The sequence below is a fragment of the Nitrososphaerota archaeon genome, from assembly GCA_029785825.1.
Lineage (GTDB): Archaea > Thermoproteota > Nitrososphaeria > Nitrososphaerales > Gagatemarchaeaceae > UBA183.
Map to the genome: position 1 here is coordinate 1,538,094 of JAFLYY010000001.1, position 17,944 is coordinate 1,556,037.

A 17,944-nucleotide genomic window follows, 5' to 3' on the forward strand; every position below is an offset into this window, starting at 1 on the left:
CTGGGCGTAGACAGAAGTCACGAAGTCAGCTTCAGTATCGCCCTGGCGACTTCGCCGTCAGACTGCTCGAGGGCCGCCACTGCCTTTTCCTTTGACGCCCCCGTCTGCTGCTGGACCAGAAGGATGTCCTCCTCGTTGAACGTCTTCTTCTCTAATTCGACCTCCTCGACCTCCCCCATGACTTGGAACACCCGCTGCCCCTGGGCGTTGACCTCCGACACCGATGCCGCAGTGATGTGCAACTCCTTGTCGGGGGTCCTGATAACGACCTCCTGGACGTTCGGAATCTCTTTCATATTGATTCCGAGACGATCCATCATGCGCCGCGCGTTCCTGTTGTCCATCTTCATTGCTCTAGGCCTGCTCTGACCTTGACGGCGACCCCCGACTTAAACAATGCCATGTGAGCCCCTGAAAGCACGGCCGTGCCGACCCCCACTACCCTACCTTTTCCGTCGACCACCGCGACCTCCCCCCTCGGCCTGACGTCCTTCCCGACGCGGCTGACGAATTTGCAGAACACGGATTTCCCTCCCTTCACGAATTGGACGGCGTCGTCGGAGACATGGACGCAGTTCTGGCGGAAGCGGGGGCTTCTGGAGAGCATCGCGGCGCCGTAAACGGTGAGGGCAAAGGCTCCATTGGCCTTAACGGTGGCGAAGAGCATCCCTTCGTGGTGCACGAGCTTCACTCTCCCAGACCTCCGTGAGAAATACAAGCGAAAGCCCTGGCGTGGTAGGACTCGGCTCACCCCCTCCCCGAACAGGTAGTCTACCATGAGGGATAGCCTCCTAATATCAGAGGGTAGGCTCAACGCGGGAGCCGGGCAGCGGGACAATAAAAGCGCGGTCGCATCCTCGTAAGCGTTCATCTAGGCATTTGGCGCGGGGCAAGGCGATGACCCCCATGAGCATCAAAGTGCTGCGGCTCGGTCAGAGGTATGTCCGGGACGACAGGACCCTCACCCACCTGTGCCTCGTCTCAAGAGCCATGGGGGCGGAGTGCATCTACCTCGAAGATGCTGAGAAGGACGTCACGGCCACCCTTGAGGAAGTGAACAGGACCTGGGGAGGCGACTTCCGGGCGGTGTTGGGGAGGCCATGGAGAGAGGTAATCAAGGAGGCAAAGAGGGAAGGCAGACGTGTGGTCCACCTCACCATGTACGGGATACCCATACAGGAAGCAGTCGTACAGCTGAGGGGTCTGGACAAGGTCCTGCTGGTAGTCGGGGGACCCAAGGTCCCTGGGAAGATGTATCACGAGGCTGACTTCAACGTCGCCGTGACCTCCCAACCCCACTCTGAGGTCGCGGCCCTGGCTATAGCCCTGCATGAGATGCAGTCCGGAGAAGAGCTTAAGAGGACGTTTGAAAAAAGTAAACTAAGAATCTTGCCAACCCCTCGGGGCAAGAAGGTTGTAGAAAATTGAAAATCGAATATGAAGATACCTTTGTGAAGGTAGCGGGACTCATCGGGGGTCCTGATTACATCAGGGTGGCTAGGGCGCTGCTCAACAATGAGAACGCGACCGACGAAGAGATCGCGTCGGCTACGGGGCTCAAGATAAAGACGGTCAGGAAGGCGCTCTATGATCTATTCGGCCGCAGCCTGATCACGGGCGTCAGGGTGAGGGACCCGAAGAGGGGATGGTTCGTCTACAGGTGGAAGGCCCAGAGAGACCAGACTGATGGCTTCATCCAGACCCAGAGGAGAAAGGTGCTGAACAGGCTGAGGCAGCGGCTCGAGTACGAAGAGCTGCACGAGTTCTACCATTGCGGGACGCCCACCTGCCTGACCAGGACCTTCGAGGACGCCATGGAGAACTTCTTCAAGTGTCCCACCTGCGGGAAAGCGCTCAACAGGCTGGACAACACGGAGCTAAAGGACGCCCTTCGGTGGAAGATCAACCAACTGGATGAGGAACTGTCCAAGTGATCCCCTCCGAAGAGGAGGCGGTCGCGCTTCACAGGAAGCACGGCAGCGACGAGAGAATAATCCGCCATTGCGAAGCGGTGGCCTGGGTCGCCAGGGTTCTCGCCGAAGAGTTCGAGCGCGGCGGGAGGAAGGTCGACGGGAAGGCGGTAATCGCCGCTGCGGCGCTGCATGATATCGGCAGGTCTCAAGTCCAGACAGTCAGACATGGGGTCGAAGGCGCTGAAATCGCGAAGAACGAGGGAGTCGACGCCAGAGTGGTGGAGATTATTAGGAGACATGTGGGGGCAGGAATCTCGGCCGAGGAAGCGAAGGACTTGGGGCTCCCGGACTTCGACTACATCCCGAGGACCGTGGAGGAGAGGATAGTCTGCTTCGCGGACAAGCTGGTAGATGGGGACAAGGTGAGGCCGTTCGAGGCGGAGGTGCACAGGTTCGTCGCCAAGAAGCACGATGTAGCCAGGCTCATGAGACTGAAACGAGAGCTCCAAGAAGAGCTAGGCGAAGACCCGGAAAAGGTCGTGTTCGACAAGATAAAATAATCATGGGCGATACGGCCGAAGGTTGGCCTCATGCGTCTGCAAGGTTTGCAGGCACAAAGACTACGAAAGCTGTTCGAAGTGCACGTGCTGCAAGTACCAGCGGGCGGCCTGCATACAGGTGCAGGTCTAGCGACCTGCAGGCAAGACTTAAGGGATAACCGTTAGGAGGCTTCTTTAGCGAGGTGGGGAAGCCAGACCCCCTGTGGGGGTAAGGATCATCCCGGCGGGCTCATAACCCGCAGAGCGGAGATCGGGCGAGAGCTCGACCGTGCGTTCAAAAGGGGAGTGATCCCCTGAAATTCCTCCCCTCGCTATCTCTCACCACTCTCGCTACGCATTTTACAACCCCTTTCGAGGGTGGATATGTTTGACCGGCGATTCTACGAAGTCAGTCCATGGAGGGGAACGCCTCGACCCTCAGACAGGCTCGCTGACCGTCCCGATCTATGAGACATCCACCTTCGGATTTTCGAGGGCCGAAGACGTCCCCGTGGCCGTCGCCGGCTCAGGAGAGAAGGGGTACACCTACTCCAGGTGGGACAATCCGACGGTGGTGGCTCTGGAGAAGAAACTGGCCGTCTTCGAGCGCGGTGGCGCCGGCGCTGCCTTCTCGTCCGGGATGGCCGCCATTACCACTGCTGTCTTCGCATTCTTGAAGAAGGGGGCGCACATCCTGGCGATAAGAGACCTCTATGGCGGCACCTTCGGACTCCTCAACGACATCCTCCCTGAGCTCGGCTTCCAAACCGACTTGGTGGACACCACCGACCATGGGGCCCTCGAAAGGGGGCTGAAGAAGAGCACCAGGATCGTCTACATCGAAAGTCCGACCAACCCAACGCTGAAGGTGGTCGACATTGCGAAGGCTGCGAAACTGGCGCACTCCAACGGAGCGCTCCTCATGGTGGACAACACCTTCGCGTCTCCCATCAACCAGAACCCCTTAGACCTGGGGGCTGACGTGGTGCTGCACAGTGCCACCAAGTATCTGAACGGCCATGCGGACCTTATCGCGGGCGCCGCTGTAGCAAGCAAGGGTGACATACAGAGAATTAAGACGATGAGGCGCGATTTCGGCGGGACCCTTGACCCCCTCCCGGCCTGGCTCATCCTCCGAGGGATGAAGACCATGGCAATCAGGGTGAGACAACAGAACGCGAACGCTATGGCGCTGGCCGAGTTTCTGTCGAACCATAGAAAGGTCGAGGCCGTGCACTACCCGGGCCTCCGGAACCACCCCCAGCACCTGCTGGCGAAGAAGCAGATGAGGGGGTTCGGCGGGATGCTGAGCTTCGTGATCAAGGGGACCACGAGAGATGCAATGCGTTTCACAGAGTCGGTGAAGGTCGCGACGCTAGCCGCGAGCCTTGGCGGGGTGGAGACCCTGGTCTCTCAGCCCTACAACATGACGCATACTCAGATGTCAGCCAAGGAAAGGGCGAAGACCGGTATCCCCGACACGCTGGTCAGGGTCTCCGTAGGGATAGAGGATTTGGACGACCTGATTGGGGACTTCAGACAGGCGCTGGCTGCATCGGGGTCCTGAGCCATCCTCCGACCGCTTCCGACTCCCTATACGCCTCGCGACCGTACCTGATTAGGGGCTTCGTCAGGTGCCTGTTCGCTCTGGGGGAAGATATGTAGGTCCCCTCCGGCAGCCCGCAGCTCGCCGAGGTCACCTCGAGTTTCTCCAGATTGAGGACCCTCGGGTGCAGGGATGTGGGCCTCCTGACACCGCCGTAGGCGCGGACCCTGTCCCCCGGCTTTAGAAGCCTGACGGATCGCCTGAGGTCCCCTGTGGGCTCGTAGGCAGCAGCCAGACGCCGTTCCCCTTCCACGTCCAGCGTGACATATGTATGGCCCCCCTGACCAACCTCCACCCGCTCGACTTTCCCTTCTGCCCACCCCGACGAATAGGCCTTCCAGTTGAGGGGCTTCCCCAAGTGCGCGTCAGTGTGCTGGTTGGACGCATACACCATGTGGCCCTCGAGCGGCTCCCCGGAGACCAGCGCCTCGAGGGCCCTTAACACGTTCGTCGGCGAGTCCCCCCTCACCCCGGCGAAGACAGGATCTGGGCCATGGGGGGCCACTAGGGCCTTCTTCTTCTGGTGGTCGTAACTGTTGAAGGTGTGCGGAAACATCCGGATGTCCATCTCCTTCACCGACGAGCTGTCGATGAGGCGTCTGGTCCCCCAGTGGTCCCTCCTGCGGTAGGCGATGCATTCGTAGGTGTGGTCGAAGCGCTCGTCGAACCCGAAAGACGCTGCAGCCCCGACGAGCCCCATCCCGTTCCCAAGCTCGAAAGACCTCGCTCCGACCTCCTTCAGGAGCTTCCTCACTCTGCAGGGGTTGACGACGCCCGTTAGAGCGTCGAGGTAGAGCGGCTCGAACGATTTCGCCTTCGAAGGGTCGTCTAGGAAGACCATCCCCGAGTTCGCCCCACCTTCGACGTCTGAGAACTCCTCCACCTTCGCAGACAGCGCGGCGAAGGCGACTTCGGCGTCGGAAGCTTCCACCGTAAAACAGACAGCGGCGTTCCCTCGGGTCTTGAAAGGGATGTTGGGGTTGAGCCTGACCAGCCTTGGATACGGCAGAACGGTGACGGCAGGTGGGAGATCGACGGCGATGCGGTAGGCAAGGTATGTAGTGCAGTAACCCCGCGAGGAATCAGTGTCGTCGATGCCTACTAGGAACCGCATGCCCGTCGGACCATATCTCACGATTATTTGAGGATAGGATAATCGCGCTACGCGTCGACGACGATCATGGTGAGGGTGCTCCTCACTTTGTCAAGGCGGCGTATGCTCCAAGTGATGGTCTCCTTGACCTTCTCCATAGTATCGGCCTCGACCCGGGCGACAATGTCGTAGACCCCGTAGACGACGTAAACCTCTTTGACGTTGGGGATCTCGCGGAGCTTCTTGAGGAGGTCCTCCTCAGCCCCAAGGTCGGCGTTTACTAGCACAAAAGCCTGGGGGATTTTCGGTCACTTCCTCTGCCTCCCCTTGTACCGTGTGCCGTAATAACCATTTGCCCCCTTATCAAGTCCCAGAGCGTAGCTGTATCTGCAGAGTAGTCCCTAGCTACGAGTTGCAGACCATCTCTACGAGGATGGTACCGCTAACTTCTCGGACACCCCTTCAACCGTGTTCTTCACCATGTCGGGCGCGGTGAGCGACAGAAGGTCGGTCAACGACATGCACGTGACCAGTTCTGTCAGGTTTTCCATTGCGAGTGCCTAGTGGGCAGCGATGCAAGGAAGGCGCGAATATCAACGCGTCGTGGCTTATCAGCTTCATCCCTGGAGGGGCGCTGCTCTCTCACCGACACCACCTTAAGGGGGCAACATCTGGCCTGAAGTGGACATGCTCGGGGTTTTCGCTCTTGAGATGGGCCAGGACGACCCCACCAAGTGCACAGCGCGGAAGATGATCAATATGGATTTGGCGAGGGCGGTGAGCAGGAAGTTCCACGCGTCAGACAAGACCATTGTCCTCAACCCCTTCGCCCACCGGGTACTCTCCCCACCTGACAGGGTGGCCAAGAGCGTACTTGTGGTGGACGCGTCGTGGAACCAAGCCCAGGAGGTCTTCTTCAGGAAGCTCGGAGGGAAGCATAGGAGGCTCCCCATCCTCCTGGCAGGGAACCCGACCAATTATTCGAGGGCCGGAGTGCTGAGCTCACTCGAGGCCGTGGCGGCGACCATGTACATCCTCGGAGAAGTGGAAGAGGCATCACGATACCTGAGCATCTACAAATGGGGCCCCACCTTTCTGGCCCTGAATGAGGAGCCGCTGGAGGAGTACCGAAAGTCGCGGACCGAAGGGAAAGTCATTAGGGCACAAAGGGAGTACTTCCCTCAACTCTTCGAGCCCGAGTCGTTTCGCCAGGCGGATTGAGTCTTCTCGTAATCCCCGTTCGATTGTGGTACCTCTACACCTCCCCGATAAATGCACCAGCCGCGTCTAGGCCTGTATTCATCTGAGTCCCGACCGCGCGGGTGCCCACGCCGTGGAAGTGCGGGAGTTCAGCGCTATGGAACGTCAGGAAATGGTTATCAGGCGCCAGGCTGACGGACAGTTGACGCGAGCCGGTGGACGGGCCACGGGGATCTCCTGGGGAAGTTCCTCCCTCGCAGCAGGATGCACGGCGCCAGGAGGCGCGACCAGAGATGGTCGGCTCCAGAACAGAAACGGGACCCGGCCCATCAAGCGCGATGATAGGGCGACCTTGAGGTCGATGGGACACGGGATGAAACGGCTGACCCGTGCAGAGCAAGGCCAAACATGGCCGATGAGATGCCTGCAAGAGGCCAGGGTAGGCCGCTGAGCGGAATCCCGTCTAGAACAGAAGGAGGACTACGGCCGGCACGGGTCGAAGTGGCCCCGGGCGAGGGAAACCCGCTCGGGGTTGCCGATTAAAACCTCGATGAGACACCGCGCCCTTTGTATTCTACTTCGGGAGGCAACCTTCGGGTATCAAATCCCCTAATCTGAGGCGCAAAACATCTTGAAGCTCGCGGCGAACTCATGTGAAGGCTTCGCGGGGGTGCTAGCCGCGCGTAGAAGCCGCCGACGCTATTCAACTGGCGAGGAGGGCGCGGGTGGACGAGCGAGGTTCTACAACGCAGCAGAGTCATCAAGCGGTCGCATAGGCCAGGAAATACATCCAGAAGATTATGCGGGTGAGCCTCCTCAGTGGCTTCTTAGGATCACGCGTCGCGAAGACATCAGATTGCGAGTACCACATCACGCTGAACAACTGTTACTTCTGCAGGACCCTGACTTACGCCGATTTGTTCAGGCGTCTCCGGGGGCCTCGACGGTGTCTGCGGGACCGTCTTCAAGCTCAAGGCTGACTGCGCCGAAGTGGGGTGCAGGAGTATGGAGACAGGAATTGCGAGTTCAGGCTACACATGATTGATTGAAGGCCCGAAAGGCAGCCAAGTAGCACCAGAGCTCATGTAGACGCAGCGTCCGTAACGCGCTTAAACTCGGAGTAAGGGAGAAAGACGTTGCACAGATTCGCGCATGTAGCTGACGTCCATCTTGGAGCCCACCGGGAGCCGGCACTCCAGAAACTCGAGCTGCAGATTTTTGACGCCACCATGATGAAATGCATCGAGCTCGGGATGGACTTCGTTCTGATCTGCGGGGACCTGTTCCATGTCGGGATTCCAGACCTAGAGGTGGTCGACGCGGCACTGAAGAGCATGATCGCAGTGAAGAATCAGGGCATTCCCATCTACGCCGTATATGGAAGCCACGACTATACTCCCAACGGTACGTCAGTCATCGATATACTGAACACGGCCGGGGTGCTGACCAACGTGTTCAAACCGAGCTTCGAGGGTGAGGCCCTAAGGCTCGGGGTCACGGTAGACGAGAAGACGGGGGCTAAAATCGCAGGAATCTCCGCGCGCAAGATCGGGCTCGAAAGCCGATACTTCCAAGCCCTGGATAGAGCGGCTCTTGAGAGGGAGCTGGGACTCAAAATATTCGCATTCCACAGCGGGCTCACGGAGTTGAAGCCGGACCATCTGAATGCCATGGACACCGTGGATGCGGAGCTCCTGCCGAGGGGCTTCGATTACTATGCGGGCGGCCACATACATGAGAGGGGAGAGTACAGCCTCCCTGGGATGGAGAATATTGTGTTCCCCGGCCCGCTGTTTACGGGCTATGGTAAGGACCTAGAGGCGACGGCGAAGGGTGAAAGGCGGGGGTTCTACATCGTCGAGTTCGACGCGCATGTCACAGCCAAGACGTTCGTCCCCATGGACTCTTTTGAAGGAGTCTTCAGGGAGTACGACCTCGGCGGCCTGAACGCCCCTGAGGCGGGCGCCATGATCTTGGAGGACGTCAAGGGGATAGACGTGGGAGGCAAACTGGTGGTCATAAGAACCCATGGAGAGCTCATAGGAGGGAAGCCGTCCGAGGTCGGGTTAGCGCGTGTCAAGGCCGTCCTCTCCGAGCGAGGTGCCCTTCACGTCTACCTCAACAGGAGCGGACTGAGTTCGAGGGAGCAGACAGGCCCTGTTTTCTCCGGGGAGGAGCCTGCGTCCATCGAGAAGAAACTGCTCGAGGGAGAGGCAGCCAAGGTCCAGGTCGGAGACGAACACCTTCGCGGTCAGTCCGGGGCAGCCGTCGGGATGGAGCTCCTGAGGCTCTGGCGTCAGCCCCCGAAACTGGGGGAGGCCAAGAAGGACTACACCGCGAGGATGGTCAGGGAGGGGATGCACACCCTGACACGGGAGGAGCAGAAGTGATAGTCAAAGAGCTCGAGCTCACGAACATCAGGAGTCATGGGCACTCCATAATCCGGTTCCCTCTCGGCAGGACCTTGCTTGAAGGAGACATAGGCTCGGGAAAGTCCAGCATCCTAGTAGCCATGGAGTTCGCCCTGTTCGGCCTTGGTTCGGATTCGGGGGCTTCGGTGCTGAGGCTCGGCCAGGACAGCGGGGAGGTGAGGATGGCCTTCGACGTGGACGGCTCGGAGTATGAGGTCACCAGGAGGCTTCAGAGGAAGGCGGGGAGGATTCAGCAGTCAGATGGAGTGCTCAAAACACCCGGCGAGACTCTGAACCTTTCTCCGAGCGAGCTGAAGGAGAAGATACTTGAGATTCTCGAGTTCAACGAGGCGCCTGACCCGAAGGCCCAGAGCTGGGTCTACAGATATGCGGTTTATACCCCCCAGGAAGAGATGAAGAGCATCCTCGCTCTCGCCTCTGAGCAGAGGCTGCAAGTCCTAAGGAGGGCGTTCAGGGTGGAAGACTACAAGGTTGCAGTGACCAACGCGGAAGATGCTTCCAAGCAGATCAGGATAGACGCAAGCAAGCAGGATGGAATAGCGATGGGGATGACCGAGCTCCGGGAAGTGGTCGAGAGGCTCCAGAAAGAGGAGGAGAAGCGCAGAACCGGTCTCTCGGAGCTGGAGGGAGAGGAGACGCGCATCGAAGAAGAAGTCCGTCTCGTGAAGGACGAGCGGGAGGCGCTGCAGAAACGCGAACTGAACCTCCAAGGAGTCAAGGCAGAGAAGGAGTATTACGAACGGCTTGAATCCGAAGCGGCTGCCGACTTTGCCGCGGCGAAGGTCGAAGCCGCCGAACTGAAAGGGGCCCTCAAGGCCATCGACGTCGAGCTGGCCAGCTCCGAGCTCGAGCGACCGCCTTCGGCAGACTCGCTCCCTGATTTGAAGCGGAGAGAACGTGCCTTCGAAGTGAAGGAGAAGAAGCTGACCGAGCTGAAGGCCGCAGCAGAGACAAAGTTGTCCGATTATGAATCGGTGATGAGGAGTGGTGTCTGCCCGGTGTGCGACAGGCCGGTGGAGGCCCATGACTTCGATGAAAGGAGATCGGAGAAGGGCGCCGAGAGGGACCACTTCGCCGGGGAGCTCCGGGCGGTCGAGAGCGAAATCAAGGCGCTCCGTGAGAGGATAGAGCGCGTCGAGTCATATAAGGAGGCCTCGAGAGAGTTGGCCCAGAGGAAAGCCGAGCGCTCGCGATTGAAGGCCGACCTGGAGAAGAAGGCACAGGCCATGCACAAGTTCGAAAAACGGGTCAACTTCGCGAAGAATTCGCTTCGACAGGTCGCGGAGCAGTTGAGAGAACTGCATGGGGTCGAAGAGGGCATCCAAACGGCAGAGAAGAATCTGACCAAGACGGAGGAGAAGCTCAGAGACGTTAGAGATAGGCTCGTAAAGACCAGGGGTCTGCTCGAGGAAGCCCAGAAGAGACAGACGGAGATCGCCATCGAAGTGGTGGCTAAGGAGGAGGCGTCGAACAGAGGAAGGAGGCTCAGGGAAAGAGAGGTCTGGCTGAGCGACTATTTCGTGCCTACTGTGAAGATCATCGAGAAGTCGGTTTTGGCCACCGTCAATCAGGAGTTCGACGCCCTATTCAAGAAGTGGTTCGGGCTGCTTGTGGACGAGCCCGAGAAGGAGGTCAGGGTGGACGAGGACTTCGCTCCGGTGGTCACTCAGGCCGGCTACGAACAGGACGTCAGGTACCTCAGTGGCGGAGAAAGGACGAGCGTCGCTCTCGCCTACAGGCTCGCTCTCAACGTCCTCGCCCAGAGGATGTCCATCGGGATGAAGTCGAACCTCCTGATCCTGGACGAGCCCACTGACGGGTTCAGCCAAGCGCAGCTCGGGACAGTGAGAGAGGTGCTGGACGACGTGGGGTGCCTGCAGATGATAATCGTCTCCCACGACAAGGAACTGGAGAGTTTCGCAGATCAGATATTCAAGGTCGAGAAGATGGCGGGCGAGTCGACGGTCAGGATGCCGTAAGCGGAGCCTGAGCCTTGAAAGGACGCGGACCGTCAGCTAAATAGACAGTGGGAGAACACTCACCCTGTTGCGAGCTGTCGTCTACGACGGGGCCCTTTCCTGCAGGGACATCCCGCCTCCTCGCGGGACAGGAGAGGCGGTCATGGCTGTGAGAAGTGCCGGGATTTGCGGGACCGACTTGGCAATAAAGTCGGGAAAACTCTCGGTTCCGACCCCGCTGGTGCTTGGGCATGAGATTCTTGGGACCGTCGTCAGCGCGCCCGGCGGGAAGCCCGAATTAGTCGGCAAGAGGGCCGTGACAGAGATCAACGTTTCCTGCGGAAAGTGTGCTTATTGCAGAATGGGCCTGAGGACTCATTGCGAGAGGGTCGAGGCGCTCGGGATACGCAGGGACGGCGGCTTCGCCGAACAGGTGTCCACCCCGGCTGAAAACATCCACCTCGTCCCCGACTCCGTAAGCGACGACGAAGCCGTCTTCGTCGAGCCCCTCGCAGCTTGCGTCCAGATGACCAAGGTGACACAGATAGATCGTGGGTCGACCATCGTAGTGGTAGGCGTCGGGAGGATGGGGCTCCTTGCCCTACAGGTCCTCAAGCTCAGCGCCCCACAGGTCCTGGTCGCCATCGGCCACAAAGGGGTGAAACTTGAGATGGCGCGCCGGCTGGGCGTTCACGCGTTCGACTCGGAGGAAACCGCGAGGGTCTTCGACCTGACAGGCGGGATAAAGTTCGACAACGTAGTCGAAGCGACCGGGACTCCGGAGGGTCTGTCCCTGGCGATGGACCTAGTGAGGCCCCGGGGGACCCTCCACCTCAAGAGCACCCATGGGGTCCCGGTGAAGTTTGATGCGACCAAGGTTGCGGTAGACGAACTCAGAGTCCAGGGATCTAGGTGCGGGCCCTTCGAGGAGGCGATAGAACTCATATGCCAGGGAGACGTCAAAGTGGAGGAGATGATAACCCATAGGTTCCCCCTGGATAAGTGTGAGGAAGCGTTCGAGTCCGCCGCTTCAAGCTCGGGCATCAAGACCGTCTTCGAAGTCTAAGAGCTTCGTCGGGCTCGACCGGGAGCGACCAGTACGGGTTTAAGAGCGGAAGCGTCCATTCCCAAGTCCTTTGCCGAAGAGAATCGCTTGGCTCTCGAACGTGATGGCACCGTCCGTGACCGGGCTAGAGGAGGACGAGGCGAAGTCCATCGAGGTCGTGGAGAGCCCTCCCGCCTGGATGTGCTTAGCGTGCCGGGGAGCGAATCTCCTCTGCGGCAAGCCCAGGTGCCCTGTCATCGTGAAAGCCCAGGCGCTGGCCAGGCAGGGCCCATCGATGGCTACAAACGAGATCCTCGGCTCCTCTCCACCTGGCGTGTTTGTGGGGAGGCTCGGGTACCCGAAGGTCTCCATAGGTCCGATGGTCCCGCCGCAATTCGGGGACACCGCGGTGCTGGACACCCCGGAGGAGTGGCTAGGGAGGCCCATAGACCAGATCGTGGGCTACAGGTACTCCCTCGTCAGGGGGAACTCCAGGGCGAGCGTGGAAGACGCTCAGGACCCGGGGAGGTTCCTGTCCTCCCTCCAGGAGCTGGCCATGGCCGCGAGACCCGTTGACACAGAGCTCAGACTGACGAAGGCGCCCAGAAGGATCCTGACCCTCAGTGAGGACACACAGCCCTACGGTCCGTCAGGCCCACTCGACAGGTTCAAGATTGACAACCCGTCAGTCGACAGGCGGGTCCAGAAGGCCTACTATGACAGAGACCTAGACGCGACCGGAGCCATAGGCGAGCTGTACAGGAAGGGGGTACTGATCACCAGAATACAGAAGGCGTTCTCTCTTGGGATGTTCGGATTCGGCACCAGGAGGAAGATAGTCCCCACCAGATGGAGCATCACCGCGGTAGACAGCTCAATAAGCTTAGATTTGGTAGAGAAAGTCAAGCGCCATCCTACCATCGACGAGTACAGAGTCTACAGCTTCGGCGTCTACGACAACCAGTACGTCGCCATGCTCCTCCCCGAGCCCTGGAGATTCGAATGGATGGAGGCCTGGTTTCCAAACACCACCTGGAATCAGTTCACCACCGCCCCTTACATGATAGGCGACCACGAAGAGTACTTCGGCAGGACGAAGTATGCACGAGTGGGGGGGTGCTACTATTCGACGCGGCTTGCGGTGACGGAAGCCCTAGAAAGGGAGGGGAAGCAAGCGGCCGCCATAGTCCTACGAGAGACGTATCCCGGGTTCATCATGCCACTTGGGGTGTGGAACGTGAGGGAGAGCATAAGGGCCCTCATGAGGCAGCCGTTCGAAAAGCACGAGACGTTCAGAGGTGCGATGGACTCGGCGCTGTCGAAGATGAGGATACCCAAAGCGAAGTGGAAGCGGGAGAGCACGCTTATCTCCCGCGAGCTGACCCAGACTAAAATCAATGCCTATTGAGAACGAATGTTAATCTGGCCCTGCCGGTGGGCAGTTATGATGACCAGGAAGCTGTACTGGGAAGATATGTATCTGCGCGAATTCGAAGCGGAAGCCGAGTTGGTTGATGGCAACAGGGTCATCCTGGATTCGACTGCGTTCAGTCCCAGGGGCGGTGGACTGGTCTCCGACGTGGGGAGCCTGAATGGGGCGAGAGTAATGGAGGCCATAAAGGAGGGGGATAACATCATCCACCTGCTCGAGGAACCTGCGGAACTGCGAGTGGGGGACAAGGTTCACGGCGCCCTGGACTGGAATAGGAGGCACAGGATCATGAGGATGCACACGTCGGCGCACATACTCAGCGCGATAGTCAACGGAGAGGCTGGGGCGCTCATCACTGGCAACCAGATAAGCCCAGACAAGTCGCGGGTCGACTTTAACCTCGAAAATTTTGACAGAGGCAAGATGTCCCACTACATCGACAGGGTCAACGAAGCGGTGAGGAGGGAGCTTGACGTCACGACATTCTTCATGAAAAGGGAGGAAGCCCTGGCCAACCCGGGCTTCGTCAAGCTCGCCAACGCTATGCCTCCGTCGCTGGAGGAACTCCGCATCGTTCAGATAGGCGACGTAGACACACAAGCCGACGGCGGGGTCCATGTGAAGAACACCCGGGAAATCGGGAAGGTAGTCGGCCTTGAAATCGACAACAAGGGGAAAAACAACAGGCGGCTTTACTTCGGGGTAGAGCCCTGACAATCGAGAACCACTCGCCGGATTGGTGTCTCATGGCATTCTCTGAGACACCTAGCGCCGGAGTTCTCATATTGGAACTCGGAACCGACTAGCGGGTACAGCACGCCGACTGAGCCGATGGTTCTGAGTTCTTCCCGAACACTATCTACGCCGCGAAACCCACACGGGCATCCTCTTCGCAGTACAGTTACCGCAGTAGGTCTTCATGGCCCTGCTAGCCTCGTCGAAAATTGTCGTAGAATGCGACATGCACACCTGCGCCCGGCATTCTGCGCATGTAGCTACCGCGTGGCCCTTGCATACCGAACATCTTGCCATTCGTTCACCCCCAATTTCTCTGCGTCATACGGGCACGCCCCCTTGCTTCGTCGAGCTGCAAAGAGTTCGTCGGAGTTTGGGCGGTGCAGGTAAGACGCAGTGCTCCAGAACCTTAACCTGTTAATAAAGAGGAGGGTCAGATTGGTAGCTTCACGTCTCCCGGATAGATGTGAACGCCCCTGAGCTCCAGGGCCCTCGAGAACTCTTTCGCCCTGTCGGCCGGAACGAACGCGCTCATTGACTTCGAATTCCCTTCGCCGTCGCAGACAACGAGTGCTGCGGTCTTGTTCTTCCCCTGGACCACCTTCTGGAGCATCTCTTCCCCCACCGGGGTCCACTCGGAGGCCCCGAGCTTGAGGAAGAGCATGGGATAGCAGGGGCCTGCGACTGCCTCTAGCGTCGCGACGGCCCTGTCCACCCTCTTCCTGCCCGTGCTGACCGCCATGAAATAGTCCACCCTCTCAACCTCCAAAGTAAAGAAGCGCGAAGACACCTGCGATTGCGAGGATCCCAGCCAACTGGTCAAGCTCAAGGCGTTCCCTCAGGAGTACTAGCCCATACCCCGCGGCTACGGCCCCGCCCATTCCCGAAAGGGCAGCAACCATCGGGAGAAAGCCGGTCCCTGTGATGATCCCATAAGTGAAGGAGAGGAATCGGGCGGCTTCCAGGATACCCATGGCGAGTACGGTGCCCGAGAAGTCAACCAGGCTGGGCTTGATGTCCTGACCGAGTACAGGAGCGAGGGCGGACCCAGCAGACTCTGCAACACCCCGCAGCATCAGGGCCAGCAGGACGACGAGGGTGACCACGTGCGAGTGAGCGACGGTCTTGTAGGACCCCAACTTCTCCGACTGGCTTCTCGACAGGTAGTCGGAAGTCCCCCAACAGAGGGCCGCGACTAGGCCTGCTGCCATTGGGATGTATGCCAAGTGGACAGACCATTCCCCTCCTCGCTCGACTTTAAGAGCCATCTGCCTTCTGGGCGCCGCGGTTGAAGATAGACGCCGAGGTGCAAGTAGGGGCGCCCTCGGAGGCAGCAGAGCTGTCGAAGAGGGCTGAGGAGTACGGATTCGATTGCTTCTGGGTGAACGAGACGAAGCACGACCCGTTCATCCAGCTCTCGCTCGCTGCCCAGTCGACTCGGAGGATTTCCCTCGGGACCTCCATAGCCCTCGCCTTCACGAGGAGCCCCACCACCCTGGCATACACCGCCTGGGACCTCCAGAGCTTGTCGGCCGGGAGGCTGATACTGGGACTTGGTAGTCAGGTGAAGGGACATATCGAAAGGAGGTTCGGGATGAAGTGGGATGCTCCCGCCCCGAAAATGAAAGACGAAGTCCTCGCAATGAAGGCGGTTTGGGAGAGTTGGCAGGAAGGGAAGACGCTCGGTTACCACGGCAGATACTTCAGGCTAGATCTGATGACCCCTTTCTTCAACCCCGGCCCGGTGGAGCACCCCGAGATACCTGTCTACGTCGCAGGGGTCAACCCGGTGATGTGCAGGATCGCAGGGGAGATTGCGGAGGGGCTCCACGTGCATCCTCTGCACACCGTAAGATACCTGAACGAGGTGGTGAGTCCCGCGCTGGAGGCCGGGGCGGCCAAGACAGGACGGAGAGGGCGGGCCGCGGCTGCGGCTTCGGTGTTCGCTGCAGTAGGTGAAACAAGAGAAGAGATACGGAGTGTCAGGGAAGCATACAGAGGACAGATATCATTCTATGCGTCAACGCGGAGCTACAGGCGCGTCATGGAACTGCACGGGTGGGGAGACGTCTGCGACAGACTCCATGGGCTTTCGACCAGGGGGGATTGGGGTAAGATGCCGTCAGAAATCACGGATGACATCCTGAACGAGTTCGTGGTGGAAGGAACATGGGACGACATCGGGAGGACGGTTAGAGGCAGATATGAGAACATCCTAGACAGGGTTAGGCTATACCTTCCCTTCGACGGAAGCGAAAACTGGAAGCGGGTGGTACGGGGGTTCAGAGCCTGACGCTGATTTCCACGGCGTCCCCGGCGTCGGTTCCCCAGTTAGACGGCGCCTCCCTGTAGGCGCTCCTGTATTGTCCCGACTCCCTTACGTACTCCAGATAGGGTCCGACCTCGGCGGCGTGGGACTTCACGTTATCGGCGACCACCACGCTCCCCTTGTGCAGCAGTCGTTCAACAGAATTCAAGTAAGTGAGATAGTCCTCCTTTACTGCGTCGAGAAAGACCATGTCGAGCCTCCCATCCAGCGTTGGGAGTACCCTCAGTGCATCGCCTACGACCACCTCGATTCTGTCAGAGAGTCCTGCATTCTCGAAGTTGGACCGCGCGGCCCTAGCCATGTCTTCCCGGATTTCTACGCAGGTGAGCTTGCCCCTTGCGTCTAGGTGCCTCGCCATCCTGACTGCGCTGTAGCCTACGTTGGTGCCGACCTCCAGTATGGAGGACGGCCTGTGAGCCGCGACTACCTCGTCGAGCAGAATGCCCCTCTTCGGGCCTATGATGGGCCACCCCTTTACAGGGGCAGCATCTTCAATGGACTTCAGGAGCTGCTCTGGCGTCACGGGTGCGGTCAGCCTTCTCCGAAGTGTAAACCTACCGGTGGCCCTCATTTCCGGGACAAGCTTTTAGTAGCGGAAAGCAGTCTTTCGGAATCGGATGTCTTCAGAGCAGGTTGACGTGAAGGAACTGCAGCGTCAGATTTCGAAGATCGTTGACCCCGAGATAGGCATGCCCATAGTCGAGATGAACCTCATTGACAAGCTGGACGTCAAGGAGGGAGAGGTGGACGTCGAATATCATGCGACCACCCAGTTCTGCCCCCCCGTGTTCGCTCTAAAGATTTCTCAGGATTTGAAAGACAGTCTGACGCAAGTGAAGGGAGTGAAGTCTGTGAGGGTCGTGGTCACAGGGCACTACTTCGCTGACGCCATCAATAGACAGGTGAACAAACCGCTCACCGGCGCTGAGCCCAATCCCACAGAACAGGCCCCGAAACAATAGTCAGAGTAGGGTAAGGGCGGCGGACAGGGCCCCGAGTTTCGCCGTCACCTCGTCAGATGCCCCCGAGAGGACCACTGCGTCTCCGTTGGCCAGCTTCAGGTGCTCGCGGAGCGAGCCCCATGAAGGACCGGGGAAGTCTCTTTCGCAGTCAGCGGAGCCACTAGGGATGGTGAACCTCCCCTCCTTGATCACAAGGGTGGTCGCACCGGCTGCCCCTACCCCTATAGCCGCGTCCCTCTGCTCAAGCCCGCCCCTTACCGCCCGCCCCCCTTCCTTCACAGCCAGGCCGACTTGGATGGATCCCATGGTGATAGCGGACCGTTCAACTGTGACGAGTGGGGAGAACTTGGCTGCGAGCGACTGGAGGGCGCTCATCCCGGGCTTCGTCAGGTAGCACCCTGATGCGTTTGCCCCCGCGTATCCACCCTCGCGGAGCTTCTTGATGATCGTGCGAGCAGGCCCTTCCTTGAGGCCGGCCTTGGTGGCGAGGGCCTGTCGGCCGATAAGCCCGCTTTCTCCTATGGTCAAAAAAGCCAGAACCACGTGGGCCTTCCCATAAGAAGGAGAAGGCCCAATAGAAGGCCGAACTGCCAACCGAAGCAGACCACGGAACGACTGCAACGCCGCCGACTTTCGTTCGGTCTCTTTATCATGTTTCGTCAGGGAGGAGAAGGCCTCGCGAACCCTTTTTATGCTGGAT

Annotated in this window: 20 protein-coding genes, 1 tRNA gene and 1 other RNA gene; 14 read left to right on the top strand and 8 right to left on the bottom strand. The window is 59.2% G+C overall.

Translation table 11 applies throughout. The annotated features are described in order from the left end of the window. Positions 1 to 17: 17 nt before the first annotated feature. Together JRN21_08205 and JRN21_08210 are read right to left on the bottom strand one after the other, a co-directional pair. A complete protein-coding gene (locus JRN21_08205; GenBank protein MDG6989284.1) occupies positions 18 to 350 on the bottom strand; it encodes a transcription factor in 333 nt (110 codons plus the stop codon). Next, a complete protein-coding gene (locus tag JRN21_08210; GenBank protein MDG6989285.1) occupies positions 347 to 691 on the bottom strand; it encodes a queuine tRNA-ribosyltransferase in 345 nt (114 codons plus the stop codon). Before JRN21_08210 ends, JRN21_08205 begins: the two co-directional genes overlap by 4 nt. A gap of 206 nt (positions 692 to 897) precedes the next feature. On the opposite strand from JRN21_08210, the gene JRN21_08215 reads away from it, so the two are divergent. From JRN21_08215 to JRN21_08235, 5 genes are all read left to right on the top strand, one after another. Further along, positions 898 to 1,428: a tRNA (cytidine(56)-2'-O)-methyltransferase gene (locus tag JRN21_08215; GenBank protein ID MDG6989286.1), complete on the top strand. Its 531-nt coding sequence runs from the start codon at positions 898 to 900 to the stop codon at positions 1,426 to 1,428. Next, the gene (locus tag JRN21_08220; GenBank protein ID MDG6989287.1) at positions 1,425 to 1,934 is read left to right on the top strand and encodes a transcription factor; all 510 of its coding nucleotides are present in this window, start codon (positions 1,425 to 1,427) and stop codon (positions 1,932 to 1,934) included. Before JRN21_08215 ends, JRN21_08220 begins: the two co-directional genes overlap by 4 nt. Next, entirely contained in the window at positions 1,931 to 2,473 is a 543-nt protein-coding gene (locus JRN21_08225; GenBank protein MDG6989288.1) for an HDIG domain-containing protein, read from the top strand. The genes JRN21_08220 and JRN21_08225 overlap by 4 nt, the downstream gene beginning before the upstream one ends. A gap of 176 nt (positions 2,474 to 2,649) precedes the next feature. After that, positions 2,650 to 2,787 (top strand) — tRNA-Met (locus tag JRN21_08230). A gap of 53 nt (positions 2,788 to 2,840) precedes the next feature. Next, on the top strand, positions 2,841 to 4,019 hold the full coding sequence (locus tag JRN21_08235; GenBank protein MDG6989289.1) for a PLP-dependent transferase: 1,179 nt from the start codon (positions 2,841 to 2,843) through the stop codon (positions 4,017 to 4,019). Here the strand turns inward: JRN21_08235 and JRN21_08240 are convergent. Next, complete coding sequence (locus JRN21_08240) at positions 3,988 to 5,172, bottom strand: DUF1743 domain-containing protein (protein ID MDG6989290.1); 1,185 nt, start codon at positions 5,170 to 5,172, stop codon at positions 3,988 to 3,990. The two genes, JRN21_08235 and JRN21_08240, sit on opposite strands and share 32 nt — an antisense overlap. A gap of 47 nt (positions 5,173 to 5,219) precedes the next feature. Beyond that, positions 5,220 to 5,453 (bottom strand): Lrp/AsnC ligand binding domain-containing protein, encoded by a 234-nt coding sequence (locus tag JRN21_08245; GenBank protein ID MDG6989291.1) that lies wholly within the window; start codon positions 5,451 to 5,453, stop codon positions 5,220 to 5,222. A gap of 385 nt (positions 5,454 to 5,838) precedes the next feature. Here JRN21_08245 and JRN21_08250 point away from each other — a divergent pair, with 385 nt between their 5' ends. The 7 genes from JRN21_08250 to JRN21_08280 all read left to right on the top strand — a co-directional run bounded on the left by JRN21_08250 (position 5,839) and on the right by JRN21_08280 (position 13,932). Then, positions 5,839 to 6,372: a DUF367 family protein gene (locus JRN21_08250; protein MDG6989292.1), complete on the top strand. Its 534-nt coding sequence runs from the start codon at positions 5,839 to 5,841 to the stop codon at positions 6,370 to 6,372. Between the two features lie 186 nt (positions 6,373 to 6,558). Then, an RNA gene (gene rnpB / locus JRN21_08255) (RNase P RNA component) lies at positions 6,559 to 6,846 on the top strand. Between the two features lie 641 nt (positions 6,847 to 7,487). Then, positions 7,488 to 8,741, top strand: a complete 1,254-nt coding sequence (locus JRN21_08260; protein ID MDG6989293.1) for a DNA repair exonuclease — start codon at positions 7,488 to 7,490, stop codon at positions 8,739 to 8,741. Further along, positions 8,738 to 10,762, top strand: coding sequence for a hypothetical protein (locus tag JRN21_08265; GenBank protein MDG6989294.1), 2,025 nt, complete (start codon positions 8,738 to 8,740; stop codon positions 10,760 to 10,762). The genes JRN21_08260 and JRN21_08265 overlap by 4 nt, the downstream gene beginning before the upstream one ends. A 67-nt stretch (positions 10,763 to 10,829) precedes the next feature. After that, complete coding sequence (locus JRN21_08270; GenBank protein MDG6989295.1) at positions 10,830 to 11,807, top strand: alcohol dehydrogenase catalytic domain-containing protein; 978 nt, start codon at positions 10,830 to 10,832, stop codon at positions 11,805 to 11,807. Positions 11,808 to 11,877: 70 nt separating this feature from the next. Further along, positions 11,878 to 13,194 carry a hypothetical protein gene (locus JRN21_08275; protein ID MDG6989296.1) on the top strand — a complete coding sequence of 439 codons (1,317 nt, stop codon included), beginning with the start codon at positions 11,878 to 11,880 and terminating at the stop codon, positions 13,192 to 13,194. A 36-nt stretch (positions 13,195 to 13,230) separates the two neighbouring features. Then, a complete protein-coding gene (locus JRN21_08280) occupies positions 13,231 to 13,932 on the top strand; it encodes an alanyl-tRNA editing protein (GenBank protein ID MDG6989297.1) in 702 nt (233 codons plus the stop codon). 454 nt (positions 13,933 to 14,386) lie between these two features. Here the strand turns inward: JRN21_08280 and JRN21_08285 are convergent, their stop codons facing one another. Then, positions 14,387 to 14,707, bottom strand: coding sequence for a hypothetical protein (locus tag JRN21_08285; GenBank protein ID MDG6989298.1), 321 nt, complete (start codon positions 14,705 to 14,707; stop codon positions 14,387 to 14,389). Between the two features lie 4 nt (positions 14,708 to 14,711). Continuing rightward, on the bottom strand, positions 14,712 to 15,179 hold the full coding sequence (locus JRN21_08290) for a hypothetical protein (protein ID MDG6989299.1): 468 nt from the start codon (positions 15,177 to 15,179) through the stop codon (positions 14,712 to 14,714). 62 nt (positions 15,180 to 15,241) lie between these two features. On the opposite strand from JRN21_08290, the gene JRN21_08295 reads away from it, so the two are divergent. After that, the gene (locus tag JRN21_08295; protein MDG6989300.1) at positions 15,242 to 16,246 is read left to right on the top strand and encodes a TIGR03617 family F420-dependent LLM class oxidoreductase; all 1,005 of its coding nucleotides are present in this window, start codon (positions 15,242 to 15,244) and stop codon (positions 16,244 to 16,246) included. Here JRN21_08295 and JRN21_08300 read toward each other — a convergent pair. Continuing rightward, positions 16,236 to 16,805: an O-methyltransferase gene (locus tag JRN21_08300; GenBank protein ID MDG6989301.1), complete on the bottom strand. Its 570-nt coding sequence runs from the start codon at positions 16,803 to 16,805 to the stop codon at positions 16,236 to 16,238. The two genes, JRN21_08295 and JRN21_08300, sit on opposite strands and share 11 nt — an antisense overlap. A gap of 136 nt (positions 16,806 to 16,941) precedes the next feature. On the opposite strand from JRN21_08300, the gene JRN21_08305 reads away from it, so the two are divergent. Then, positions 16,942 to 17,244 carry a DUF59 domain-containing protein gene (locus JRN21_08305; protein ID MDG6989302.1) on the top strand — a complete coding sequence of 101 codons (303 nt, stop codon included), beginning with the start codon at positions 16,942 to 16,944 and terminating at the stop codon, positions 17,242 to 17,244. Here the strand turns inward: JRN21_08305 and JRN21_08310 are convergent, their stop codons facing one another. Further along, entirely contained in the window at positions 17,245 to 17,772 is a 528-nt protein-coding gene (locus JRN21_08310) for a hypothetical protein (GenBank protein MDG6989303.1), read from the bottom strand. Positions 17,773 to 17,944: the final 172 nt, after the last annotated feature.

Coding starts and splice junctions, on each gene's coding strand:
- JRN21_08250 (MDG6989292.1), top strand. CDS start 5,839: ATGCTCGGGGTTTTCGCTCTTGAGATGGGCCAGGACGACCCCACCAAG.
- JRN21_08280 (MDG6989297.1), top strand. CDS start 13,231: ATGATGACCAGGAAGCTGTACTGGGAAGATATGTATCTGCGCGAATTC.
- JRN21_08240 (MDG6989290.1), bottom strand. CDS start 5,172: ATGCGGTTCCTAGTAGGCATCGACGACACTGATTCCTCGCGGGGTTAC.
- JRN21_08205 (MDG6989284.1), bottom strand. CDS start 350: ATGAAGATGGACAACAGGAACGCGCGGCGCATGATGGATCGTCTCGGA.
- JRN21_08215 (MDG6989286.1), top strand. CDS start 898: ATGACCCCCATGAGCATCAAAGTGCTGCGGCTCGGTCAGAGGTATGTC.